Consider the following 24,295-nt stretch of genomic DNA (forward strand, 5'->3'; position numbering starts at 1 on the left):
AATCATTAAAATTATATAAAAACATTTTGCTGTATTTTATTTTAGGGGAAACGCCATGAACACATTACTAAAGTCATTATTTGTTGCGTCTGCAATCACATCAATGTCAGCGGCGGCAGCTGTTACGCAAACAACAGGTACGGAAGCTAGCTTCTCGTTTGAAGGTACTATTGAGCCTATGTGTAAAACTGACAGCGGCACAAACAGCGTGACTGATTTGAACCTAGACTCGACCCAAGAAACTCAAGAAATTGGCACGTTAGATGTGTGGTGTAACACAGGTGAAAATGCAACCACAGAATATAGCTCAGCAAACGGCGGTTTCTTGGTTGCTGACAATGCACAGAGCAGTAAAATAGCTTATACACTAAGCATTGGCACTACAACTGGTGTTGATTTACAAAGTGGCACATACAAGCACTTAACAACCCTTGCTGGTACTGGTAGCGCAGGTGAAACACAAGCTACATCACTTAAGATCACACCACAAACAAACGGCATGAACGATGCGGGTACTTACTCAGATACTATCACGGTAACAGTAAGCCCTAACTAATAGTTATATTTGGCGGTGATGAGATATTCACTGCCCTCCCCACAAATAGAACTAAACAGTCGGATTGGCTTTGTGCCATCCGACCTATCTCACTTCAAAATACACAATTTGCCACTGCACTTTCTTGCCTAGGCGGCAATTAAAATCCTCCCTACAGTTTTCAAACCGATATAACCAGCAATACGGCAACAGATTTTTGACCGTCAAAAGGTGAAGCTCGGTGACTAGAAACGCTTTACAACCACCACAAATTTACCCAGAATAGGCCCGAAAAGAAAAACCGTTAACTTATAAACTGAACAGAAGACGTAGCGCACTGCGATGTATACATTCGGCATTTTTATATGACACCAATTCGATTCACTTTAAACAAAAGTAACTATTTCCTTTGTTTAGGACTATTGGCCCTAATGTGTGTTTGGGCAGGTTTTGACATGTATGATCCGGTAGCTGGGGCTAAACGTTTTTATGATCGCGGCTTTTTGAGTGATCCTACGACCTTATTTATTTTATCTAGTGTCATTGTCACTATTTTTGTATCAACCATCATATTTGGCCTAGCTAAAATGGCGCACTCTTTGGTCTTAGACTTACAGGAGTGTAAATTACACATTCACTACGTATTCTTGCCCAAGGTCAAGACGGTTGATTTTGAAACAGCTGACAATATTGCCATTTTTCAACACAAGGATGACCCCGCTTTAACCGCCATATATTGTGCTAAACAGAGTAGCTATCACCAACCACTATACGATAGTGGCAGTTTCTTTTGGCACTGTCCTGCACAGCGCCTAACTGATTTGGAGGCGTTGATTGCGGAGCATCAATTAAATAAAAGACCATTCCCTTGGGATTAATTGTGCTGGTAACAAAAAACAGGCGCAAGATATGCAGTAAAATGGTTGCAAACTGAAATACAACTGCTGTACTTTAGTGTTAGGGGGTAATGCCATGAACACATTATTGAAACCACTCTTTGTTGCCTCAGCAATTATGTCGCTATCGGCCATGTCTGCGGTGAGTGAAACAACTGGTCGTGATGCACAGTTTGCAATTGCAGGCACTGTGGAGCCAATGTGTAAAACCAGCAGTGGTGCAAACAGTGTAACTGATTTGAACTTGAGCACAGTGTCACAGGCACAAGAAATTGGCACATTAGATGTGTGGTGTAACACCGGTGAAAACGCAACCACAACCTACAGCTCAGCGAATGGCGGTTACCTTATCGCAAACAACGCACAAAATAGTAAACTGGCTTATACCCTCAATATTGGTGATACCACCGACATTGACCTGCAAGCTGGCGCTTATGAGCACTTAAACGCCACAGCAGCAGGTACTGGCAGCGCAGGTGAAACAAAAGCCACCTTACTTAAAATCACCCCACAGATAAACGGCTTGAACGATGCGGGTACGTACTCAGATACCATTACTGTTACGGTGAGTGCGAACTGACACCATAAAATACTCGGATAAAGCCAACACAGCTATTATCCGAGAGGCTGTTCCACCCATACACACATCAACACTCAACAACTTTCCATCGTCACGACAGCTTGGTTATAATCCTCATCTATCGCTGTATTTTGCCATTTATTTGGAATGCTCATGAAAAAACTCTCCAAGGTCCAACAAAAACAACAAGCGTTGGTTATCAACGTAGCCGATATGCTCGAAGAGCAAGCACGCGCAGAAATTCCCGGTATGGTACAGTGCTGGTTTGATGTGGAATATCACCTATTCCCCGGCTCCCTACTTTTGTGTTTTCAATTTGAAGATGAGCAAGCATTAGAGGCCGCCAAACCCGACTTACTCAAATGGCAAAAGCGCTTAAGCGCCGCCATGCTTAAAAAAGGCGTGATCTTAAAAGACATGCGCAAACACCTAACGTTTACGTTGCAAGGACCTGAAGATTAAGGTGTTGTAGGTCGGTATAAGGCGCACAGTGCCGCCATCCGGGAATCAATGGGGTCAGAGTCGTTGATTCTTCTATTTTCGAGCGTTAATAAATGACACCGACTTCCTATCGCCTCCTTTCGGTAATGGTGATGCCCGCCTACCAGCCATTGCCTCGACTTGCTTTTTGAACTTATCGTTGCCAAGTACCCACATTTTGTCAGTTGCTGTTTTTATTTCATCAACCGTAATCGAGGGAATTTCATCATCGAATAGCGCTCTATATCGGGCTTGCCTATCAAGTTTATCTTTACCTAATTGCATATAAAGCGAATGTTCTGTAATCAGCCCAATGGTTTTTCCTACAGCATTGTGCTGATAGCTAGACCAAGTATATTCAGCTGGGTGTTTAACCATGCCAGCTCTAACGGGGTTTAGTTCAATGTAGCGACTGACCACTAGAAAGTAATTATCACTATCAACCAGTGTGGATTTAAAGCGCCCTTCCCAAAGTGTACCCGTACGTTTATACGCTTGGTTAAAATACCTGACGTAATAGCGCCCTAGTGACTGCATCAGCTTACTTATACCATTTGATGTGGTTGGTGTAGCCAGTAAATGTACGTGATTCGTCATAAGCACGAATGCATGAACTTTAACGTTGTACTCTTTGGCGTAATACTTTAGCTTTTCGAGATAAATGACATAGTCATCAGGTTCAACAAAAGTAATTTGCCTATTATTACCGCGTTGAACAATATGCTGCGGTATATTCGGAAGGTTTAATCGAGGTAAACGTGCCATAACTTAAACTAGTCCATTAGTTTATCGTTATATCAGTATAGCTAAGCTAATCAAAAATAAGCAGAATCAAAATCAAAATCAACGACTCTGACCCCATTGATCTGATCAACGACTCTGACCCCATTGATCAAAACCGCCAGCAAATTGTGGCGGTTACGGTTATAGGTTGTTGTAATTTACTCAACCTTGTTTACTTTTCTCTCGGTTCTCCGCCCCAAACTTTGTTGGTGTAGTTCTTCGTGGTTCTCCATACACCATCGTAGAAGGTCCACTGAACATTCTCTGTGCTCACACGAAAGTTAGAAATGACGTCGTTATCTCTATCATGAGCAATCTGCGTCATCAATTTTTCTGAATTTCCAGAGATTCGGTTTGAGTAATAAGCGGTTTGGTCATACATGCCATCATAATACTTATAGGTAATGTACTCTTGTCCAAGTAGGTAGATTTTAGTGATATTTAGATTTGAAACACTACTACCAAAACGACCCGACGCAACCTTACTTAGTATCTCTAAATCTTTACCCCAAAGTTTATTTGAGTAATAGGCAGTTTGGTTACGCATACCATCATAGTATTTCCAAACAGCGTGCTCTCCGAAAGTACGGAATTCTGACAAACGATCTCCCGATCTCTCACTTGCCACTTGAGTCAACGCCACAAGCGCATTTCCCCAAATTCTATTGGCATAATACGTGGTATTGTTTGACGTGCCATCATAATATTTCCAAGTAGCATGTTCACCATACAGTCTAAAATCAGTAATTCGGCTCTTAGAATGGTCACTTGCACTTTGTGTAAGCTCTTTACGAGAGTTACCCCAAACCGTGTTTGAATAATAAGACGTTGAGTTCCTCATGCCATCATAGAAACGCCATGAGACATAGTTTCCTTTTTTCTGAAACTCAGTTATCCGTGATCCAAAAATATTTTGTGCAGCTTGTGTAACTTGCACTCCATCACACTCGTACCAATATGAAGTACTGTTCTGCTCTTTAACACACTGAGCTGCATTCGCAAATGTTGCAGCGAATAAAGGAACTGCGATACAAGCTAATCGAGTACTTACTTTAAACATATTCAATATCATGCTCCTTATATTTGAATAATTACTTTATAGTGCTCCAAAGTCACTTCGACCTTGGTTATAAGTTGTCGTAACCTTTTAATTTAATTATAAAAAAGCAAAAACATAATTACTAACCATGCTTTAAATTTGTTTTTTACTCATATTAAAAAGAAATGAAAACCTAGACACTTTATACTAATGTAGCCAATTTGTGTACAAAATATAAATCAATGGGGTAAATCAATGTAAATCAATGGGGTCAGAGTTGTTGATTCTTCTATTTTCGAGCGTTAATAAATGACACCGACTTCCTATCGCCTCCTTTCGGTAATGGTGATGCCCGCCTACCAGCCATTGCCTCGACTTGCTTTTTGAACTTATCGTTGCCAAGTACCCACATTTTGTCAGTTGCTGTTTTTATTTCATCAACCGTAATCGAGGGAATTTCATCATCGAATAGCGCTCTATATCGGGCTTGCCTATCAAGTTTATCTTTACCTAATTGCATATAAAGCGAATGTTCTGTAATCAGCCCAATGGTTTTTCCTACAGCATTGTGCTGATAGCTACAAAATCAACGACTCTGACCCCATTGATTGTGACCCCATTGATTGTGATTGGAATTAAGCTCACTTCCTATTTTGTTATTGACTCATTTTTTAATCCATATTTTAGCAATTCAATAACACTGACTTTTCTGTGGCAAAATCCAACCTTCCATACCGTCCCCTCCCAAAAAACCTCCTAACTCTAAGTTCATCACAAACTAGCCATATGTATTAATAGACGACCAAACAACCAAACCAAAGGTTTAAAAAAGATCAAAATTAAATCAACTCAATAGGCGATTTACCGTACTTTTTGGTTAGTTTGTCTGATTTTGACCAATTTTAATCCTGTTTAAATTGCGTACCATATATCTAAACGCTACTATCCGCGCCCCTGGTGTATTTACTCTAAAAAGCACCATTGTATGCAAATAAGAACAGGAGAATTATTTTGCAAAATAGAACATTGCTTGTTGGCGTATTAGCAGTACTTTTGAATGGATGCGGTGGCTCTTCCTCAACGGAAACGCCCCCCAAAACTGATGCGAATACTCAACTTGGAGCGGAGTCAAACAAAGAAACTGGTTATACCTTAAACGTCGAGTCTAACTTTTTAGCAAAAGGTGTCGCCATTTCATGGATGGGAACAACTCTGACTTTGGCGAGCAGTGAAGCAGTGACGCTTACAAAGAAAGCCACCAAGTTCGAAGAACCAGCGCTCAATAACACACCAAACAATATGACTTGCAATGGCAAGTTATCAACTACAAATGATACGGCTTATCGTTATGCAATCAACTGTGAGCTCAATGAGGGTTATATTGCATTCACGCAAACAACTGAGTTGATGTACCCCATTACCGTCAAATATGGCCAAGAAACATTTACGCTCTCGAGCAACATACATACCGTAAAACAAGCTCAAGCAAGCAACTATGAAATTGTATCTTTTGGTGGGCCACAAGATTGTGAAGCAAGCGAAGCACAAGGTGTAGTAGGTTTTAACTGCGCGCGATACACTCTGGCCTACTCTCACCGAAAGTTATACAAGGTGTATAACAAAGATCATAAAGCGCTTATTTTTGATGCTGAGAACTACCATGGTGGAATGTTTAGAATTTCACCTTATTACCTATGGTTTAATGACGCTATCTGGCTTATCAATGCGGAAGAACCAGCAGGGAACGTATATTCATTATCTGTAACCAATCACAGTAATATCCAAAAACATGATGTTCATGCAAACAGTTTACTGGTTAATGGTGATGCATTATATGCTCTGTCTTACTCTCAAAACCAAATCCATAAGCTGGCTAATGGCGCATGGAAAAGTGTGAACTTTTATAAAGGAGAGCGTGAAACGGACATTGAACAAATCATTGTGAGCGATATCGTACACAACAATGAAAACGCCTATATTGTTACTGCTGATAAACATGACCCGCAACAATTGTCATATGTAACCTTTGAAGACGGCAATATTCACGCAAAACCGTTGGGCAGCGCGATTGTTAGTCCTGCATCCACACCACTTTTTAAGTTTGACAACAACAACTATGCTATCGGCTTTAATATTGACAACCAGTTAGTCGTCAATAACTTGGATGGACTTTTGGAAGAGCGCAACGAGGCCATAACAACGATCGCTGATGTCACAAATGCCACATTATGGCAGCACAACGAGAACCAGTACTTGTTCGTCAACAATTCAGATGGTGTTCAGCAATTTACTACCGAGGGCTCATCAAACGCATTTGATACTACAGAGCTTAACAATCTTTCACCCGATTGGATTGGGGGTGATCTTAAGCTGCTTATTGCGGGTAAAAGACATGAGCAAACACTTAAGGTAAATGAAGAAGAAAACCGAGTCGTGGAATTTGCAACACTCGAATATTTACGACAAGGTGACAAAGTGCAAAATGAAGCGCAACTTAAAAAGCGCTTAAATACGCAGTCTCCCATCTATATAAACTACAACAACTCGTTGCTTGAACTTAAATACGAACAACGTCAACCAGCCAAACAGATCACACCGCTCCATGCTTATCAGGGCTTTCTATTAGTGTATGTTGGTGAAAATGAATCAATACAATCAAGTGGGCAGTTATGGTTACTAAGCACTGATGAAGCACATCTGGTCACAGACAATTTTGCTTGGGAGATTTTCGCGGATGGTGATATTTTTATTGAGCAAATAGACCCACTCCTAGCCATTATTTACAACAATTACGCTCGACAAAGAATATACACGGTAGAGTTAGATAAGTATCTCTAACACTGCTGATTAAGTTGCTACTCAAAAAAAAGAAGCTGTTATTTTCAGCTTCTTTTTTTGAAACGTATTAACCTAACCGTGCCACTTAAACTGAGCGATGATTTTCAATCAGCCACTGCTTCGGCGACATGCCACTTTGTGCTTTAAATGCGCGCGATAATGCTGACTCACTTTTATAACCTGCTTCTTCTGCTACCAACTTGAGCGACATACCATTTTTTAGCCATTTTTGTACTAAACCAATGCGCCAACTTTGTAGGTACTTTGCGGGGGTTTCACCTATCACCTCACGAAACAGGTTTGAAAAAACACTACGAGACATATGCGCCTCATTGGCAAGGCGTTCAACCGTCCAATCCTCTTCTGGCTGTTCATGCATTGCAACGATAGCCCTGCGCAAATTTTGATGAGCAAGCCCCGCCAACATTCCCACTTTGATCACTTGGTTTTCCATTAACTCTCGGAGCAGTTGGACTAAAAACACCTCTAACAACCTATCAAGCAGCACTTGTCGCCCACAATGACACGCCTGCGCCTCAGCAAACAACAGCGATAATACCTGCTCGCAATTTGGCAGTGCTCTCAGTGATAAACACAAACTATCAGGTAGAGCGCTTGCTATGGGATTGGCCTCATTCCCCTCAAACGACACGTTAGCACATAAAAACTGCGCTGGTGTCTGCTCGGCCACCACAAAGTGCCTTTGTAACGGGCGCGGATAAAACAACAAACTCGGCTCGGTAATGCTGTAAGCGTGTTTGCGACCATGCCACACCGCAACATTGCCTTCACGGATTAAATGCAATTGCCCAAAAGACCCTTCAGTTGCAACAATGTTAGTGCCACACAGCGGGCCTGATTGAAAGGTATGCGCACTTAGAGAGAAGTGCTCAAACAAAGAAGCAAGACGATCCACCATAAAAATACGATCTGCAATGTTTTAAGGACTAACTGTAATAAATAGTATCGCAAAGAGGTGCACAATAACACCCATCAACAGAACAAATAAACAAACCGCTCAAAAAGCGAAAACACCATTAAATTCATTGGAGAATGATAATGAAAAGCTTCACCACCATACTGAAAACAACCCTCTTAGCCAGCGTACTGGCACTATCTACTACCAACGTACAAGCGGATGACTTTAATCGCACAGCCAGCACCATTACCACTAGCGACAACGTGCAGCTTTATTATAAAGATTGGGGTCCTAAAGATGGTGAAGTGGTGACGTTCAGCCACGGCTGGCCGCTCAGTTCTGACAGCTGGGAGTCACAAATGCAATTTTTGGCAGATAAAGGCTACCGTGTAATTGCCCATGACCGTCGCGGCCATGGCCGCTCAAGCCAACCTTGGCAAGGTAACGACATGGACCATTACGCAGACGATTTAAAAGCCGTATTAGATGCACTGAAATTAGACAAAGTCACCCTAGTTGGCTTTTCAACTGGCGGCGGTGAAGTAGCCCGCTACATTGGCCGCCATGGTACAAAGCGCGTAAATAAAGTTGCCTTAGTCAGCGCAGTGACGCCTTTGATGGTAAAAACCAACACCAACCCAAATGGCATTGAGAAATCACAGTTTGATGGCATACGCAAAGCATCTAACGACAACCGCTCGCAGTTATACTTGGATATTGCATCTGGCCCGTTTTACAGCTTTAACCGCAAGGGCGCAAAAGTATCACAAGGCTTAATTCAATCCTTCTGGAGACAAGGCATGATGGGCGGCGCGAAAAATACCTATGACTCCATAGCCGCATTCTCAGCCACAGATTTTCGCCCAGACTTAGCAAAAATTGATGTACCTACGCTGGTAATACACGGTGATGATGACCAAGTGGTACCCATTGAAATATCAGGCGCCGTGTCTGCCAAGTTAATCAAAGACGCTAAGTTTATTGTTTACAAAGGCGCACCACACGGCCTTGCTGATACACACAAAAATAAACTAAACCAAGATTTATTAAACTTCTTACAAGCGAAATAACCCCCGCCAAACATTAAACCGGAGCCTACTCCGGTTTACTGTGATTTGTTTGAACTTGGAGTCCTTATTACCCCTTTGCACTTTTGTTGAAAGGCGCCTTTGGCTTTTCCAAGCTACCACTTTCCATATCTTCAAGCACTTGGTTATAATCCGCCTTTATCGCTGTATTTTGCCATTTATTTGGAATGCTCATGAAAAAACTCTCCAAGGTCCAACAAAAACAACAAGCAATCAATGGGGTCAGAGTTGTTGATTCTTCTATTTTCGAGAGTTAATAAATGACACCGACTTCCTATCGCCCTCTTTCGGTAATGGTGATGCCCGCCTACCAGCCATTGCCTCGACTTGCTTTTTGAACTTATCGTTGCCAAGTACCCACATTTTGTCAGTTGCAGTTTTTATTTCACCAACCGTAATCGAGGGCATTTCATCATCGAATAGCGCTCTATATCGGGCGTGCCTAACAAGTTTGTCTTTACCTAATTGCATATAAAGCGAATGTTCTGTAATAAATCCAATGGTTATGCCACAGCATTGTGCTGATAGCTACAAAATCAACGACTCTGACCCCATTGATTCCCTTTTGTGATTCCCTTTTGAATAATTACTTTATAGTGCTCCAAAGTCACTTCGACCTTGGTTATAAGCTATCGTAACCTTTTAATTTAATTATAAAAAAGCAAAAACATAATTACTAACCATGCTTTAAATTTGTTTTTTACTCATATTAAAAAGAAATGAAAACCTAGACACTTTATACTAATGTAGCCAATTTGTGTACAAAATATAAATCAATGGGGTAAATCAATGTAAATCAATGGGGTCAGAGTTGTTGATTCTTCTATTTTCGAGAGTTAATAAATGACACCGACTTCCTATCGCCCCCTTTCGGTAATGGTGATGCCCGCCTACCAGCCATTGCCTCGACTTGCTTTTTGAACTTATCGTTGCCAAGTACTCACATTTTGTCAGTTGCAGTTTTTATTTCACCAACCGTAATCGAGGGCATTTCATCATCGAATAGCGCTCTATATCGGGCGTGCCTAGCAAGTTTGTCTTTACCTATCAATGGACCCCATTGTTTATGGCCCCATTGTTTATGTTTATATGTATTAGTACCAGGCATCATAATACGAAAAACACCTATTACTTTTGAGTTAAACTGTTATTATATACAGCATATGATTAAACTTATTAAAGAGGGTATCTCCCTTGCCAACAAAGCAATCAGTTTATAAAAACTCTTCTCGTCGAGAGTATGATATTTCAAACGAAAAGAGAGACGAGTATAGAAAAATTTCAACCGAGTCTAGATTAGCCAAACAAGCTGCAGTACAGGGGTTGCATAAGCCTCTACACAAAGTGAACCAGCCCAATCTAGATCCTAATACTCTAATGCCTCAGTTGGAAAATAATGGAATAAGAGCGCTAAGTCTCTTCTCTGGTGGAGGAGGCTTAGATTTAGGTTTTGACCGAGCAGGATTCCACCATGTCGCTTCATATGAGCTAATCCCTATTTGCAAACACACGTTAAACTCTAATAGGCCTAATTGGGAAGTTCATGGAGGACCAGATGACGGGGATGTAACCAATATTGATTGGAAGCAATACATTGGATTAGTAGACGTAGTCCAAGGAGGGCCTCCTTGTCAACCATTTTCAATTGCAGGGGAACAAAAGGGCCTAGATGATGAAAGAAATATGTGGGGAGAGTTCAACAGAGCGGTTAACACTATAAAGCCAAGAGCTTTTGTAGCAGAAAATGTCATGGGTTTGCTGAATCCAAAATTTCAAGATTTCGTAAAAAAATATATTATTGACGAGTTAGCTGATTATCACATTGTAAAGTTTGAAGTTCACGCTTCTGATTTTGGAGTACCTCAAATCAGAAGGCGAGTTTTTTTTGTTGGTTTTAGAAACCCTAGTGACCTAGCGAAATTCGAGCTCCCCGAGCCAACACATTATAAAGGCCATTTACTTAGCAAAAAAAGTAGCCACGATCTCTTCAGCGCCAACAAACCCAAAACTATGGGTGTTAGAGAAGCTCTTGGCTTATCAAACATAGGCTTTGATAACTTAGCACCAACCATCAGAAGTGGCTTTACTGGTAAACGCAATACTACCTCAGTCTTAAATAGCTCTGCTGGTCAAAAATCATGGGGAGATATGGGAATTTGGCCAAATGGCGTTCAAAGTAGCCGTCAAAAAGCCTCTGAATTTCCAGCTAAAAACAAACACTTCAGATTAAGTATATCTGATGTAGGGATTATACAAGGTTTTCCTGAAGACTGGCAGTTTTCAGGAGCCGTTTATCAAGTTCTAGGGCAAATTGGCAACTCAGTTGCACCTCCAGTTGCATACCATGTTGCCAAAAATGTAGCTAAAGCACTGTCCTAACTACCCTTTATCTCCGTTGAAATAACTACGAACTAACTCTCTCAATTTTGTTGGGTGGTTCTCAGTTATTTCAACCCACCCTTTAAAATAGGAAAAAGGAATATGAGGGTTGTTAAGCGTACTTCCTCTTTGAATTAAATATTTAGCTCTTGCTTGCAGTATTTCTAGCATTCTCTCAGGGCTATAGCCATTTTCTAAGTCTTGTAGTTCTATATATTTAGATTTTTTGTACTGCTTTTTCTGTAAACTAACTGCATCCTCATAAGTGTATATTTCTTTTTCACCCATTATTTGATGAAGATCTAAAATAGAAAGCTGACGGGAAGCTAGCTGAGAAAGCGTTATGTCAGGACGGATATAATCTTCCTTACTTTTAATCCAACTTTCCATCATCTTAGGAGAGCCATAATGATAGAACTCACGATTTCCAATAAAAAACCCTATTAACCAATGCTTATCTTTCCACTTTTCAATGTGATCTGGCCCAAAGTCACGGACAGTTGTTACCGAACCTTTAGATGTTGTTTTCAACTCAAAAGGTATTATTCGACCATCAAGCTCCAAATGGGCATCAACGCCATCACGCCCTTCGTTACTATCCTTATATAAGTCAAAAAGATTACGCATTGCATCTTCTCGCACATCATCTTGAAAACTACTAGACACTAATACTCCCTATATTTTGTATTTTAAATGTATGTAATCAAAAGAAATATAATCTAATACATATGCAATAATTTGTACAAAACATTTTAAACACAAAAAAACCGCCTTGCTTTCACAAGGCGGTTTTCAAACTCTAATCAAAGCCAAGCCTACACTTGGCTTTTACCCAACCCTTACTCTGCGTAAGTCTCTACCGCTGGGCATGAACAAATTAGGTTGCGGTCGCCGTATACGTCGTCGATACGGGTTACGGTTGGCCAGAATTTGTCTTTTGCTACGCTTGGTACTGGGAACGCAGCGTAGAAGCGGTCGTATGCACGGTCCCACTCGTTGCCAAGTACGTCGGCTTGGGTGTGCGGTGCAAACACTAGTGGGTTGTTTTCGATTGACCACTCGCCTGAGATGATCTTGTCGATTTCGCCCTTGATTGACACCATCGCTTCGATGAAACGGTCAATTTCTACTTTAGACTCAGATTCAGTTGGCTCAATCATCAAGGTGCCCGCAACTGGGAACGACATGGTTGGTGAGTGGAAGCCGTAGTCTTGTAAACGCTTCGCCACATCCATTTCAGTGATGCCTGAGGCTTCTTTGATTGGACGTAAGTCAACAATACACTCGTGCGCTACGCGGTTGTTTTGACCACGGTACAAAATTGGGAAGTGCTCGCTTAACTTTTCAGTGAGGTAGTTCGCGTTCACAATCGCCATTTCTGTTGCTTGCTTTAAGCCTTCGCTGCCCATCATGGCAATGTATGCCCAAGAGATAGGTAGGATTGCCGCTGAGCCATAAGGCGCTGCTGAAACCGCACCGTTACCTTCTGTTGTGCCCGCTACGTTAATAACGCTGTGGTTCGGCATAAATGGCGCAAGGTGCGATTTAACACCGATTGGGCCAACACCTGGGCCACCGCCACCGTGTGGAATACAGAATGTTTTGTGTAGGTTTAGGTGCGATACGTCAGAGCCGATTGAACCTGGGCTGGTTACACCTACTTGCGCGTTCATGTTTGCGCCGTCCATGTAAACCTGACCACCGTGCTGGTGTACGATGTCACACACTTCTTTAATGGTTTGCTCGTAAACACCGTGTGTAGACGGGTAAGTAACCATGATACAAGATAGGTTTTCTGCTACGTCAGCGGCTTTTGCACGTAGGTCTTCCATATCAATGTTACCGTTCTTATCACAGCCAACCACCACAACTTTCATGCTGGCCATTTGTGCAGATGCCGGGTTTGTACCGTGTGCTGAGCTTGGGATCAAACAGATGTTACGGTGACCTTCGCCACGTGACTCGTGGTATTTACGAATCGCGATAAGACCTGCGTATTCACCTTGGGCACCTGAGTTAGGCTGTAGTGATACGGCGTCATAACCTGTGATGTCAACTAACCAATCATGTAGTTCGTTGATCATGATTTGGTAGCCTTGCGCTTGGTCTAGTGGGCAGAACGGGTGTAGCTCTGCAAACTCAGGCCAAGTTACTGGGATCATCTCCGCAGTCGCGTTTAGCTTCATGGTACATGAACCAAGCGAAATCATTGAGTGGTTAAGCGCTAAGTCTTTGTTCTCTAGACGCTTGATGTAACGCAGCATTTCAGTCTCGCTGTGGTACGAGTTGAAGTTAGGGTGCGTTAAAATTTCGTCGTCACGAACTAGGCTTGCAGGAATACCTGTGATGTCGTCTTTGCTTACTTGTGCGTCTAGCGCGTCAACATCTAGGCCGTGGCCTTCGCCAAGGATGATGTCGAACAACTGGGCTACATCGGCACGTGTCGTTGTTTCGTTTACAGAGAGTGAGTATTCACCCGCATGGTTAGTGGCAAAATTCACTTCTGCCGCTAAAGCACGTGCAACTACGTCGTCTTTGTTATCAGCAACAACGGTTAATGTGTCAAACCAGGTGTCGTGCTTAAGGGCAACGCCTTTTGATTTAAGACCTGTCGCTACAATGCTTGCAAAACGGTTAATACGCTGAGCAATTGTCTTAAGGCCCTGTGGACCGTGGTACACCGCATAGAACGCTGCCATGTTAGCTAGCAATACCTGCGCTGTACAAATGTTTGAATTGGCTTTTTCGCGGCGGATGTGCTGCTCACGTGTTTGCATCGCCATACGCAGTGCATCATTGCCTAAACGGTCTTTTGATACACCAATGATACGCCCTGGTAGTGAACGCTTATACGCATCACGCGTTGCAAAGAATGCCGCGTGAGGACCACCATAACCCATAGGCACACCAAAACGCTGCGCTGAACCCAATACTACGTCGGCACCTAGTTGGCCTGGCGCTTTAAGTAGCAATAAGCTCATGATGTCAGCGGCCACACAGGCAATCGCTTTTTTGTTTTGTACTTGTGCGATTAGCTCTTGTACGTCAACCACTTCACCCGTTGTGCTTGGGTATTGGAATAAAGCACCAAAAATCTCGTGATTTGCAGCGTCAACAGCAGGACCCACCACCACTTCAAAACCAAACTGCTCTGCGCGTGTTGCCACTACGTCGATAGTTTGTGTGTGTACATCATCTGCAATAAAGAAGATATTGGCTTTTTTCGCTTTCGCAACACGCTTAGCAAGCGCCATTGCTTCTGCTGCGGCTGTCGCTTCATCAAGTAGTGACGCAGACGCTAGGTCTAAACCTGTTAAGTCAATGGTAAGAGTCTGGAAGTTTAATAATGATTCTAAACGGCCTTGTGCGATCTCTGGCTGATATGGAGTATAAGCCGTGTACCAACCTGGATTTTCAAGTACGTTACGTAAAATTACGTTCGGTACATGCGTTGGGTGGTAACCCTGACCGATATATGACTTGAATACCTTGTTCTTGCTTGCAACTGATTTTAGGTAGCTCAGCGTTTCAACTTCAGTGCGACTTTCACCGATGTTTAACCCTTGCTCTAAACGGATAGCCGCAGGTACAGTTTGACCGATCAGCTCTTCAACACTCGATACCCCAAGAGCGTTTAGCATGTCAGTTACTTGCGCCGGGCTTGGGCCGATATGGCGACGAATAAAATCTTGCTTTTGCTCTAATTGTTCAAGAGATTTGGCGTTTGACATTAGTCCAGATTCCTATGATCCAAATTAAAAAGTGTGTTTGTCACAGCAGCCTTGGTAACAGCAGAGTAACAAAACTAAATCAGCCCATGTGATATGGCACACGGGCCAAAAATGCGGTGCATTTTATTAACCCCAAATTTGAAAATGCATTTCTTAACAGGGGTTAATTATAAAAGCCCCAATAAATGGGGCCTTTAGATAGACGTAAAACGATTAGTCTTCGTCGATTGAATTCGCGTAACCTTCCGCATCTAAAAGGTTATCAAGCTCTGACTCGTCAGTAGCTTTAATGCGGAATAACCAACCGTCGCCATAAGCGTCATTGTTAACCGTCTCTGGTGAATCTTCTAGCTCTTCGTTGATAGCAACGATAGTGCCTGAGATTGGCGCGTAAATGTCAGAAGCTGCTTTAACAGACTCAGCAACTGCGCAATCTTCGCCAGCATCTACTTCATCATCTACTTCTGGTAATTCTACGAATACCATGTCGCCTAGAAGTTCTTGAGCGTGCTCGGTGATACCTACTGTGTAAGTGCCATCGCCTTCAGCGCGAACCCACTCGTGTGAAGACGCGTACTTTAACTCGCTAGGAATGTTGCTCATCTTTTTGTTCCTTTGGTTCGGTGTTTTAGGCGGTTAACCCACCCTTTCTTAATATTAAATAACTGCTTTGCCGTTACGTACGAAGCAAGGCTTCACTACTTTCACGTCAACTAACTTTTTGCGCATTTCAACCTGTGCCGTATCGCCCGTTGAGCGAGGAACACGTGCTAATGCCACACTAAAGCCTAAAGTTGGTGAGAATGTACCAGAAGTGATCACCCCTTCGCCACCCTCTACGATAACTTTAGAGCCACTGCGAAGTACACCTTTGCTTTCTAAAACTAAACCAACTAATTTATCAGTGCTTTTTTCAGCGCGTTGTTGTTCCAATACTGTACGGCCGATAAAGTCACGCTCCGCAGGCTCCCAAGCAATGGTCCACGCCATGTTTGCAGCCAGTGGCGATACAGACTCATCCATATCTAAACCGTACAGGTTCATGCCCGCTTCTAAACGTAGCGTATCACGCGCGCCTAAGCCAGCAGGAGCAACACCCGCGTCTAATAATTTTTGCCAAAGATCAGCTGCATCATCGTTATGAACCACAATCTCATAACCGTCTTCACCGGTATAACCTGTCGTTGCAATAAATAAATCACCCGCTTGCACACCGAAGAAAGGCTTCATGCCTTCAACCGCTGCTTTTTGTTCATCGCTTAACACCGTCGCTGTTTTTGCTTTAGCATTTGGACCTTGTACCGCAATCATCGCATACTCTGGGCGCTCAGTGACTTCTACCGCGTAACCTTCAGATACTTTCGCAATGTGTGCTAAGTCTTTCTCACGTGTTGCAGAGTTAACCACCAAGCGATAGCTGGTTTCAGTGAAGAAATAAATGATCAGGTCGTCTATCACACCGCCTTGCTCGTTAAGCATACCTGTGTATAGTGCTTTACCCGGTACAGTTAACTTAGCCACATCGTTGGCAACGAGTTTACGCAAAAATGCTTTTGCATCATCGCCTGCTACGTCAACAATGGTCATGTGAGAAACATCAAACATGCCAGCATCGTTACGTACTGCGTTGTGCTCTTCAATTTGTGACCCATAGTTGATAGGCATTTCCCAACCGTGAAAGTCAACCATTTTTGCGCCAGCTTCAAGGTGCTTGGCATGTAACACTGTTTTAGAAGTCATATCATTCCTTCACTTATATTTAATCAACAAGCCGAGTTGTTGACACTACCTCAAACGAGGTGGGGTTAATTCAAATAGCAACAAGGGCACGCCATATAGCGTGCCCTTGTTATTTTGATTTAGTTTAGGTCAAAGCCTTGCGCTTGCAATGTTGCTTGCCATTTATTCAGCGTAGGTAATTGTGCAATTAGCTGATAACGCTGCTCACCTTGCTCTAATAGAGAGGTGACGAATACTTCACCGCTTTGTCTGCCATAACATACCTGTTCGTCGGATAATCGCAACCCAGGTGTTAACTCAAAGCTGTTAACTAGGGTTTCAAACGCCTGCAAGCCTGACACGGTGGTAATGGCTAAATCATCACGTACCACCAACTCTATGTCGTAGTCTTCAACATACGCAGCCACAAATCGCTCTAAAATCTCCACCGCACTGCTTTGTACCACAAAACGATAAGCCGTTTCACTGAAGTAATACACGCAATAAGATTGGCCACCATCTAGATTGCCTTGAATACCAAGACCCGGTGCCATTAGCTTGTTGAGGTTTAAACCCATTTGCTGATTTAAAAAAGGTGTCGCTTCAAACCCGCTAAAATCGAGTACGGTTAACTCTTGTGTCATCGCCATACTATTAACGGCTGGTGCACAGCCTTGGCGGTGCTTAGCAAACATTGTAGGTGCAAATGTCATAGAGACACCTTAATTAAATTTCGATAAACACAGAGTATATTGACCCTAAAAGCCAACAACAAATTGTAATTATTTATCCATTGATAAATAATGCTTATGTAATTAGCTTTGTTAAATAGTATTTATTAATATGAAGAACTTATCCATTGATGGTCTGCGTACGCTCGTGACCGTGGTTGACGTAGGCGGCTTTGCAAAAGCTGGCGAGCTGCTGGGCTTGTCACAACCGGCTGTATCACTACAGATAAAGCGCTTAGAAGACATGCTCAACTGTAAGCTGTTTAAAAAGCAAGGTCAAAGACAGGTACTTAATCAATACGGTGAGTTATTATTGCCGCTTGCCAAGCAGATGTTGCAACACAATGATGCAATCATTCAGCAGTTCACCTCTGAAAGCGTGACGGGTAAAGTGCGCTTAGGGATCCCCAGTGAGTTTGCCGCTCGCATTTTACCCTCCATCATTGGTGATTTTGTGTCTTTATATCCAGACGTATCACTGGAAGTTAAGTCACGCTTAAGTAAGCATTTACTTTCATCTTCAAGGCAAGATCAATTTGATTTAGTGCTGGCGCTGAATGAACAGCTCGATTCAGGTCAACATCCTATCTTTATGCAGGATCAGTTGGTTTGGGTCGGAGACTTATCTAAAGCCAGTGAAGGGACGGTGACACTGGTCACCGCTCCAGAGGGCTGTATTTATCGACGTCGCGCGATTGAAGCCTTACAGCAAGCAGGTATTAAACACCGCATTATATACAGTAACGCCGATTTAACTGGATTAACCGCAGCCCTCAAAGAAGGATTGGGGATCACCGTACTGGCAAAAAGTACCGTACCTAATGAGCTTAATTATCAAAGTCACACCGCAATCTTGCCAGAACTAGGACAGATTGGTATCTGCCTTATTAAGAACTCTGGTGAATCTGTTAATGCGGTCGACAAGCTCGCCGAGTTTATCGCGCTTCGACTCGGTTAATCGTCATAACAATAGGTTTTAAGGCCAAACAATGATTGTAATTAATGGCAAACGACTTGACCCAGTAACTGGTGAGCTCACATACAAAGACAAAGTAATTCAACTTGAGCCCAAGGTCTTGGCTGTTTTATTGGCACTATATGAGGCCAAAGGACAGCTGGTTTCACAACAAACCTTGCTAGACAGTATCTGGCATAACACGGTAGTTGCACCAAATGCATTACAACGTTGTATCACTCAATTGCGTAAACACCTTGATGATGACGACAAAACACTGATCCAAACGTTCCCGAAAAAAGGTTATCGTTTATGCCACAAACCGCGATACAGCAAACTTCTCTCTAGTAGCACTTTTATGCTGGTAAGTGCTTGTTTTTTAGTATTACTATTTGCATTGTGGCTGCTTCAAAAGTTAATAACCGACCCTTCCGTATTCCCCACAACAAAGCAAATACGGCAAGTCATCCCCATAACATACAGCAAAGCCTCCGAACACAGCGGCACATATGGTCACGATCATTACGCATACATTACTGATATAGCACCACAGCAACAGGTGCTCACGGTACTCAATAGCACCACACAACAAAGCCAAGTGCTGCTCAATGCCACACATTTTTTTAGTGCGCCCGCTTTTGCCCCTCAATCAAAACGTTTGCTGATAAGCCAACAGCGCAAGCCTTTGCAGCCACAGCCTCATAAATGTAGTCAGTTAGTACTTATCAACTTAACAACTACTAAACAGCAAGATGTTGGTAACTGTGCTCAACCATTTATTGAGAAAATACTCTGGCTTAGCGAAGACCGAGTTGTTTTATTGGCAAGCAACCAATTGAGTATGCTCTCACTCGCGTCACCAGAACAAGCACAGTCATTACAGTTACCTAATGATGTTAAGCGCCTAGTTGATATACAACTACACGATGCCAACACTGTACAGCTCAGCGGAGTAAACCCAACGGGAGAAGCTAAATTGTGGTTGGTGCGCATTGAGGGCAATACGCTAAATACCTTAAACACCCAGCCTTTACCATCTCCAACTTCTCGAACAAGCATAGTGAAGCTTAATAACAATCAACAAATTCACGCATATAACAATCAGCTCTTTTTCTATCAAGACAATAAGTTAACAGGACAAACGCTCATCCACAGCCCAAGCAAGATAGAATTAAACGATGTAATAGACACAAACACTTTGCTGGCGACGCAGGCGTATCAAGATCAGGACATTACCGAAAGACGGTTTGATGACACGGGGAAATTCCAGGACCATTTCATCAGCGAAAGTGAGTTTATAGAAGGTGATGCTCAGTATCAGCCAAACGCGCAAAGCATCGCCTTTTTGTCCTCTCGCTCTGGTTCATCACAACTTTGGATAACAGCAACACAACCTCGACAACTCACTTTTGCGCAGCCCGTGAGCAACTTTATATGGCAGCAAAATGGTCAAGCTGTTTGGTTTTTAAGTGATGCGAAGCTCTACCGGCTAGCCATGGACGGTCAACTTACAATGATCTCAATACCAGTCACACTCAAGTTGCTTTTTCAGCACGTGGAGTACTCTTCGACCAATAGTTATTTACTGGCCAGCCAAGACAACAACAATCATCTTTTAAAAATTGACCTTAACACACTGACAGTTACAACCTTGTTAAATGAGCCAGTAAATTGGGCGCAAGAAGCACAGCAAAATGTGGTGTTTTTTGCCACACAAACAGGCTATCTTCAGCGCCTTGAAGGCCACTCCATTACTCAAGAGAGCGCTTTTGAAGACCAAAAACTGCAATGGCGTTTTTATTATCGTGATAGTCGGTTGGTGGTGCCGTTAAAGGACCAAACAATTTGGGCGTTTGATCCAACCGAGCACAGCAAGCAGTTTCTAAGTAAGTACGATGAACGAGTGCACCTAGTCAGTGATATAAAACTGACACCACTGTCGCTGCTAGCAACAACAGCAAGTGAACATCACGCCAATTTAGTGAAAATTATTATTGATTAGGCTCCCAATATAGCTCTGTGCTTCTTCATTACGCTGCGCTTTAGCAAGTGCTAAAGCACTTTCTAGCAAAGGCTTTGCGGCAATGGGCTGCGATATTTTGAGTAAAGCCTGTGCGTAGCGAAGGTGATAGTTCACATTGGTTGGGTTGTGTTTGATTAAGTGTTCGAATACCTGTTTGCCTTTATGCGCCTGCCCTTGTTCAAAATAGTAGTTGGCTAATCCTTGTAACTTGCCGTTTGGCGACATGTCATAATCATACTTTTTATTAGCCCTTTGCTGTTGTGAAAGCACAGCAGCTATTCCCCCCTTGGCATAAGGCGCATAGTCCACAATTCGCATATCAGAAAACAACCACTTCGCTCCTTGCTCAAAAGACAACAGCGGTGCACTCAAGTAGTTTTCTGCGCTGAGATCCACAAAAGAACTCTGCTCAAAGTTGTACAACGGCTTCGTTAAAGCTACAAAGTGTGGCTTATTCTCAGTGAACGATCCCAATGACAAATGTAAAGAGCGACCCTTTAAAGTATTTTCTAGCGCTTTACTCATAGCTTTTCGCCAACCTTCATCCGCCAACTCCAACGCTGGACTGGTAATAATAGCCCCCTGATACTGCTGCGGATACTGAGCAAACAGCTCCAGTGCTATATTTCCCCTAGAGGAAAACCCCTCCAGCACGGTATATGGCGCTATGCGAAAGGCGCTTTTTAAATAAACGAAAATATCTTTGTGTAATACTTGAGCAAGCTTATTTGTATATACCCCCTGGGCCAATTCCTCCTTTTGGGCCACCTCTATATCTGGTAGCTGAAGAATAATCATTTGTGGCATTGGACCAAAATCAACATGACTAAGCCAATCAACTTGTGAGCGCAACACCGCCATGCGACTACTTCCTGCGCTTGTCACGAGCAAAGGATACAGCTTTGCATCCGTTTGCTGATAATTGTGTGGCACATAAAGATTAACCTTAAGGCGGCGCTGTAAAACGTCAGAATGAATATCCAACTCGTGAAGTACAGCGTTAATAGCCCAACTTAACGGGCTAAATAAACATATAGCGATGGCAATGAATAAATTTTTCATAATGGCTCCTTATAAAACGAGCCAAAACCCTAACTTAAGTGTGCAGCTGGAGAATTGATAATTTATTGATAAATAGCTGATGAATCACTGATAAGAAAATAAAAGCTTATAATTTAATACGTTGAGTGATTAGTTAGGCCCTGAGTATAACCAGAGCCCATGTAAATATCGCGGTTATTTACCTACCGCTTGCTTAGCAAATAACTGCTTCAAGGGGCCAAGTTTGTCAACCATGCTTAGACCCACACCACGTACTAGCTTTTTAAGTGGATGAGCGCCTTCAAATAACTCTTTAAGTCCTTGCATCATGGCAATATGCTTTTGCGCGTCCAGTTTGCGTGCTCTTTCATACTCTCGTAAAGTTCTGTGAGTCGCAAACTCACTACCTTGCTCTGCGCTCAACAAATCAATTAATAACTCGGCGTCTTTTAACCCCAAATTCATACCCAGACCAGCTAAAGGGTGAATAGTATGTGCAGCATCTCCCATCAGCACCACTTTGTTGTTAAGCCATTGCTTTGCATAACGCATTCTCAGTGGGAATACAGCCCTGTCGGGAGCAACCTCACACAAACCACACTGTCCATCGATAGCGACATTCAGTGATTTGTTTAAGTCCTCTTCAGATAACGCCATTAATCGCTCCGCTTCTTGTGGTGAAGTCGACCAGACAATTGAGTGATGATAATCATCATGTAACGGCAAAAAAGCAAGTGGCCCTGTGGGCAAAAAGACCTGACGTGCAGTGGCCTCATGAGGAAGCTGTGTTTTTACCGTCGCAACTATGGCGTGATGATCATAATCCCAAAATGTCATTGGCATCTTAAACTGTGTGCGAATAGCTGAGTTTGCACCATCACATGCCACAAGTAGTTTAGCCATCACAGGTGTACCAGACTCTAAGGTGACAAGCACATCCCTATCGGTTTGGTGGATGCTTTGATAACGCGTGTTAAATGCCAGACTCACATTGTCAAACTGCTTGAGCTTATTGTAGAGCGCATATCGAATTGCGTCATTTTCGATGATATGACCAAGTTCAGGTAAATCCAACTCACCACTGTTAAAAGCAATTTTACCAAAACTGTCTTGATCGCGAACATCCATATGAGTGTAGGGACTTGCGCGCAATGCGCTTATGTCCTGCCACACACCTAGCCGCTCGAACAGGGTTTGGCTGGCAAGACTAATAGCACTGACACGATTAGCAAATAGCTCTCCCAAAGGTTGGGGCTCAACAGAGCTATCTATAATTTGCACAGTTATACCCGCTTTGGCTAGCCCGAGCGCGAGTGTTAAACCTATGGCTCCGCCGCCAACGATACATACTTGAACTTGCTGCATTAGCGATTTCCTTTGATCACATGGCCCATTAACTGTTTAGCCAGTGGTGCTTTTAAACGTGTAGACAGTGCCATCGCAAACAAACCACAACTGCGGCCTAATGCTATCAGCCTTGAAGAGTTAGAAAATAAACGCACTAAAGAGTCTGTTAGGGTCATCACCGTATTAATATCTTGCTCTCTCGATAATTCGTAACGACGTGTGAAATGGTAGCCGCCAATTTGCTCTTTATTGGTATTGGCTAAGAGTTCAACTAAACACTGTATATCTCTCAGGCCAAGGTTGAAACCCTGCCCCGCTATCGGATGAATGGCGTGTGCCGCATTACCAATCACCAAGCAACGATGGTGCACCACTTTTTCAACACGCCCTAACACTAGTGGGTAACTGGCTCGCATACCGACTTGTGTGAATAGCCCAGCCCGATAACCAAACGCGTTATGTAACTGCTCGATAAACTGAGCGGCATCCATGTTTTGATATTGTTGCAACTGACTGTTTTCCATGCACCATACGAGAGAATAACGGGAATCACTCATTGGCAATAAAGCCATAGGCCCATGCTCAGTAAAGCGTTCAAAGGCATTACCGTTGTGCCCATCTTGTACCTTAACATTCGCGATCAGCGCGCCTTGCTCATAAGCAATACTGTTAAAGTTGAGTTTTAGTAACCCCCGCGTAGGAGACTGCACGCCATCGGCAACCACCATTAGCTTTGTATAAATAGTTTGTCCGGCACTTAGAGTTAGCACCACTTCATCAATGGTTTGAGTCAATGTTTCAATCGTTTCGGGGCAAAACAGCGTGACGCCAGCATCCTTTAGTTGTTGATGCAAATACGCGCCATAAGGATTCACCTCAACCACATATCCTAGGGCTTCACATTGATAGTCCTGATGATGAATTTGAGTTTTGCCGAAGTGACCTCTATCAGAAACATGCACCTGCTTTATCGCTTGTACAAAAGGCCAGCTTGGCTCAAATAAACCTAGCTTTTCAAGATAACATACCGATTGTTGCGCCAATGCAATGCTTCTGTCATCAAAGCTAGGATGTGTATTGTCTTTGGGAGCAAAGGCTTCAACAACACCAATGTTGTAATCAGCATTAAGCTTACTAATTGCCAACGCAGCGGTGGCACCAGCCATGCCTCCGCCTACAATAAGAATATCAAAGTGTTGCAACCTGCTCTC

24 protein-coding genes are annotated in these 24,295 nt (G+C 42.9%); 9 read left to right on the plus strand and 15 right to left on the minus strand.

Translation table 11 applies throughout. From position 1 onward, the window contains the following. Positions 1–55 precede the first annotated feature (55 nt). The 4 genes from BIW53_RS17585 (at position 56) to BIW53_RS17600 (ending at position 2,473) form a co-directional block, all read left to right on the plus strand. Positions 56–556, plus strand: a complete 501-nt coding sequence (locus tag BIW53_RS17585) for a hypothetical protein (protein WP_070993324.1) — start codon at positions 56–58, stop codon at positions 554–556. Positions 557–990: 434 nt separating this feature from the next. After that, positions 991–1,413, plus strand: coding sequence for a hypothetical protein (locus BIW53_RS17590; RefSeq protein WP_139158880.1), 423 nt, complete (start codon positions 991–993; stop codon positions 1,411–1,413). 94 nt (positions 1,414–1,507) lie between these two features. After that, a complete protein-coding gene (locus tag BIW53_RS17595) occupies positions 1,508–2,011 on the plus strand; it encodes a hypothetical protein (RefSeq protein WP_070993326.1) in 504 nt (167 codons plus the stop codon). A gap of 153 nt (positions 2,012–2,164) precedes the next feature. Then, positions 2,165–2,473, plus strand: coding sequence for a hypothetical protein (locus BIW53_RS17600; protein ID WP_070993327.1), 309 nt, complete (start codon positions 2,165–2,167; stop codon positions 2,471–2,473). Positions 2,474–2,545: 72 nt separating this feature from the next. Here the strand turns inward: BIW53_RS17600 and BIW53_RS17605 are convergent, their stop codons facing one another. The 3 genes from BIW53_RS17605 to BIW53_RS17615 all read right to left on the minus strand — a co-directional run bounded on the left by BIW53_RS17605 (position 2,546) and on the right by BIW53_RS17615 (position 4,833). Continuing rightward, positions 2,546–3,256, minus strand: coding sequence for a transposase (locus BIW53_RS17605; protein WP_070993328.1), 711 nt, complete (start codon positions 3,254–3,256; stop codon positions 2,546–2,548). Between the two features lie 190 nt (positions 3,257–3,446). After that, entirely contained in the window at positions 3,447–4,334 is an 888-nt protein-coding gene (locus tag BIW53_RS17610) for a hypothetical protein (RefSeq protein ID WP_070993329.1), read from the minus strand. 268 nt (positions 4,335–4,602) lie between these two features. Continuing rightward, complete coding sequence (locus BIW53_RS17615; protein WP_070993330.1) at positions 4,603–4,833, minus strand: hypothetical protein; 231 nt, start codon at positions 4,831–4,833, stop codon at positions 4,603–4,605. A 491-nt stretch (positions 4,834–5,324) separates the two neighbouring features. On the opposite strand from BIW53_RS17615, the gene BIW53_RS17620 reads away from it, so the two are divergent. Continuing rightward, complete coding sequence (locus tag BIW53_RS17620; RefSeq protein WP_070993331.1) at positions 5,325–7,151, plus strand: hypothetical protein; 1,827 nt, start codon at positions 5,325–5,327, stop codon at positions 7,149–7,151. Between the two features lie 85 nt (positions 7,152–7,236). Here BIW53_RS17620 and BIW53_RS17625 read toward each other — a convergent pair whose 3' ends face one another. After that, a complete protein-coding gene (locus BIW53_RS17625) occupies positions 7,237–8,070 on the minus strand; it encodes an AraC family transcriptional regulator (protein WP_070993332.1) in 834 nt (277 codons plus the stop codon). A 140-nt stretch (positions 8,071–8,210) separates the two neighbouring features. Between BIW53_RS17625 and BIW53_RS17630 the strand changes: the two genes are divergently transcribed. Next, positions 8,211–9,140, plus strand: a complete 930-nt coding sequence (locus BIW53_RS17630; RefSeq protein ID WP_070993333.1) for an alpha/beta fold hydrolase — start codon at positions 8,211–8,213, stop codon at positions 9,138–9,140. Positions 9,141–9,207: 67 nt separating this feature from the next. On the opposite strand, the gene BIW53_RS21235 is transcribed toward BIW53_RS17630, so the two are convergent. The 3 genes from BIW53_RS21235 to BIW53_RS20990 all read right to left on the minus strand — a co-directional run bounded on the left by BIW53_RS21235 (position 9,208) and on the right by BIW53_RS20990 (position 10,269). Next, entirely contained in the window at positions 9,208–9,333 is a 126-nt protein-coding gene (locus BIW53_RS21235) for a hypothetical protein (protein ID WP_281179888.1), read from the minus strand. A gap of 65 nt (positions 9,334–9,398) precedes the next feature. Then, entirely contained in the window at positions 9,399–9,629 is a 231-nt protein-coding gene (locus tag BIW53_RS17635; protein ID WP_070993334.1) for a hypothetical protein, read from the minus strand. Positions 9,630–10,098: 469 nt separating this feature from the next. Next, positions 10,099–10,269 (minus strand): hypothetical protein, encoded by a 171-nt coding sequence (locus tag BIW53_RS20990; protein WP_175442162.1) that lies wholly within the window; start codon positions 10,267–10,269, stop codon positions 10,099–10,101. Positions 10,270–10,544: 275 nt separating this feature from the next. Here BIW53_RS20990 and BIW53_RS17640 point away from each other — a divergent pair, with 275 nt between their 5' ends. Further along, positions 10,545–11,537, plus strand: a complete 993-nt coding sequence (locus BIW53_RS17640) for a DNA cytosine methyltransferase (RefSeq protein ID WP_217495720.1) — start codon at positions 10,545–10,547, stop codon at positions 11,535–11,537. Here the strand turns inward: BIW53_RS17640 and BIW53_RS17645 are convergent, their stop codons facing one another. The 5 genes from BIW53_RS17645 to BIW53_RS17665 all read right to left on the minus strand — a co-directional run bounded on the left by BIW53_RS17645 (position 11,538) and on the right by BIW53_RS17665 (position 17,700). Further along, positions 11,538–12,203, minus strand: coding sequence for a hypothetical protein (locus BIW53_RS17645; RefSeq protein WP_217495721.1), 666 nt, complete (start codon positions 12,201–12,203; stop codon positions 11,538–11,540). 173 nt (positions 12,204–12,376) lie between these two features. Beyond that, positions 12,377–15,268 carry an aminomethyl-transferring glycine dehydrogenase gene (gene gcvP, locus BIW53_RS17650; RefSeq protein WP_070993336.1) on the minus strand — a complete coding sequence of 964 codons (2,892 nt, stop codon included), beginning with the start codon at positions 15,266–15,268 and terminating at the stop codon, positions 12,377–12,379. Positions 15,269–15,481: 213 nt separating this feature from the next. Then, a complete protein-coding gene (gene gcvH / locus BIW53_RS17655; protein WP_070993337.1) occupies positions 15,482–15,871 on the minus strand; it encodes a glycine cleavage system protein GcvH in 390 nt (129 codons plus the stop codon). Between the two features lie 54 nt (positions 15,872–15,925). Continuing rightward, a complete protein-coding gene (gene gcvT / locus BIW53_RS17660) occupies positions 15,926–17,008 on the minus strand; it encodes a glycine cleavage system aminomethyltransferase GcvT (RefSeq protein WP_070993338.1) in 1,083 nt (360 codons plus the stop codon). Between the two features lie 119 nt (positions 17,009–17,127). After that, positions 17,128–17,700 carry a hypothetical protein gene (locus BIW53_RS17665; RefSeq protein WP_070993339.1) on the minus strand — a complete coding sequence of 191 codons (573 nt, stop codon included), beginning with the start codon at positions 17,698–17,700 and terminating at the stop codon, positions 17,128–17,130. A 130-nt stretch (positions 17,701–17,830) separates the two neighbouring features. On the opposite strand from BIW53_RS17665, the gene BIW53_RS17670 reads away from it, so the two are divergent. Continuing rightward, positions 17,831–18,676 (plus strand): LysR family transcriptional regulator, encoded by an 846-nt coding sequence (locus BIW53_RS17670; protein WP_070993340.1) that lies wholly within the window; start codon positions 17,831–17,833, stop codon positions 18,674–18,676. A gap of 31 nt (positions 18,677–18,707) precedes the next feature. Next, positions 18,708–20,675 carry a winged helix-turn-helix domain-containing protein gene (locus BIW53_RS17675; protein WP_070993341.1) on the plus strand — a complete coding sequence of 656 codons (1,968 nt, stop codon included), beginning with the start codon at positions 18,708–18,710 and terminating at the stop codon, positions 20,673–20,675. Here the strand turns inward: BIW53_RS17675 and BIW53_RS17680 are convergent. The 3 genes from BIW53_RS17680 to ubiH all read right to left on the minus strand — a co-directional run bounded on the left by BIW53_RS17680 (position 20,652) and on the right by ubiH (position 24,286). Beyond that, a complete protein-coding gene (locus BIW53_RS17680; RefSeq protein WP_070993342.1) occupies positions 20,652–21,758 on the minus strand; it encodes an alpha/beta hydrolase-fold protein in 1,107 nt (368 codons plus the stop codon). The genes BIW53_RS17675 and BIW53_RS17680 overlap by 24 nt on opposite strands. 174 nt (positions 21,759–21,932) lie before the next feature. After that, a complete protein-coding gene (locus BIW53_RS17685; protein WP_070993343.1) occupies positions 21,933–23,102 on the minus strand; it encodes an FAD-dependent monooxygenase in 1,170 nt (389 codons plus the stop codon). Beyond that, on the minus strand, positions 23,102–24,286 hold the full coding sequence (gene ubiH, locus BIW53_RS17690) for a 2-octaprenyl-6-methoxyphenyl hydroxylase (protein ID WP_070993344.1): 1,185 nt from the start codon (positions 24,284–24,286) through the stop codon (positions 23,102–23,104). Before ubiH ends, BIW53_RS17685 begins: the two co-directional genes overlap by 1 nt. Between the last annotated feature and the right edge of the window lie 9 nt (positions 24,287–24,295).

The sequence above is a fragment of the Pseudoalteromonas byunsanensis genome, from assembly GCF_001854475.1.
In the GTDB taxonomy this organism is placed as follows: Bacteria; Pseudomonadota; Gammaproteobacteria; order Enterobacterales; family Alteromonadaceae; genus Pseudoalteromonas; species Pseudoalteromonas byunsanensis.

What these genes read in the sequence shown, in the direction of transcription:
- BIW53_RS17585 (WP_070993324.1), top strand. Translation starts at nt 56, where the DNA reads ATGAACACATTACTAAAGTCATTATTTGTTGCGTCTGCAATCACATCA.
- BIW53_RS17590 (WP_139158880.1), top strand. Translation starts at nt 991, where the DNA reads ATGTATGATCCGGTAGCTGGGGCTAAACGTTTTTATGATCGCGGCTTT.
- BIW53_RS17595 (WP_070993326.1), top strand. Translation starts at nt 1,508, where the DNA reads ATGAACACATTATTGAAACCACTCTTTGTTGCCTCAGCAATTATGTCG.
- BIW53_RS17600 (WP_070993327.1), top strand. Translation starts at nt 2,165, where the DNA reads ATGAAAAAACTCTCCAAGGTCCAACAAAAACAACAAGCGTTGGTTATC.
- BIW53_RS17605 (WP_070993328.1), bottom strand. Translation starts at nt 3,256, where the DNA reads ATGGCACGTTTACCTCGATTAAACCTTCCGAATATACCGCAGCATATT.
- BIW53_RS17610 (WP_070993329.1), bottom strand. Translation starts at nt 4,334, where the DNA reads ATGTTTAAAGTAAGTACTCGATTAGCTTGTATCGCAGTTCCTTTATTC.
- BIW53_RS17615 (WP_070993330.1), bottom strand. Translation starts at nt 4,833, where the DNA reads ATGCAATTAGGTAAAGATAAACTTGATAGGCAAGCCCGATATAGAGCG.
- BIW53_RS17625 (WP_070993332.1), bottom strand. Translation starts at nt 8,070, where the DNA reads ATGGTGGATCGTCTTGCTTCTTTGTTTGAGCACTTCTCTCTAAGTGCG.
- BIW53_RS17630 (WP_070993333.1), top strand. Translation starts at nt 8,211, where the DNA reads ATGAAAAGCTTCACCACCATACTGAAAACAACCCTCTTAGCCAGCGTA.
- BIW53_RS21235 (WP_281179888.1), bottom strand. Translation starts at nt 9,333, where the DNA reads ATGAGCATTCCAAATAAATGGCAAAATACAGCGATAAAGGCGGATTAT.
- BIW53_RS17635 (WP_070993334.1), bottom strand. Translation starts at nt 9,629, where the DNA reads ATGCAATTAGGTAAAGACAAACTTGTTAGGCACGCCCGATATAGAGCG.
- BIW53_RS20990 (WP_175442162.1), bottom strand. Translation starts at nt 10,269, where the DNA reads ATGATGCCTGGTACTAATACATATAAACATAAACAATGGGGCCATAAA.
- gcvP (WP_070993336.1), bottom strand. Translation starts at nt 15,268, where the DNA reads ATGTCAAACGCCAAATCTCTTGAACAATTAGAGCAAAAGCAAGATTTT.
- gcvH (WP_070993337.1), bottom strand. Translation starts at nt 15,871, where the DNA reads ATGAGCAACATTCCTAGCGAGTTAAAGTACGCGTCTTCACACGAGTGG.
- gcvT (WP_070993338.1), bottom strand. Translation starts at nt 17,008, where the DNA reads ATGACTTCTAAAACAGTGTTACATGCCAAGCACCTTGAAGCTGGCGCA.
- BIW53_RS17665 (WP_070993339.1), bottom strand. Translation starts at nt 17,700, where the DNA reads ATGACATTTGCACCTACAATGTTTGCTAAGCACCGCCAAGGCTGTGCA.
- BIW53_RS17670 (WP_070993340.1), top strand. Translation starts at nt 17,831, where the DNA reads ATGAAGAACTTATCCATTGATGGTCTGCGTACGCTCGTGACCGTGGTT.
- BIW53_RS17675 (WP_070993341.1), top strand. Translation starts at nt 18,708, where the DNA reads ATGATTGTAATTAATGGCAAACGACTTGACCCAGTAACTGGTGAGCTC.
- BIW53_RS17680 (WP_070993342.1), bottom strand. Translation starts at nt 21,758, where the DNA reads ATGAAAAATTTATTCATTGCCATCGCTATATGTTTATTTAGCCCGTTA.
- BIW53_RS17685 (WP_070993343.1), bottom strand. Translation starts at nt 23,102, where the DNA reads ATGCAGCAAGTTCAAGTATGTATCGTTGGCGGCGGAGCCATAGGTTTA.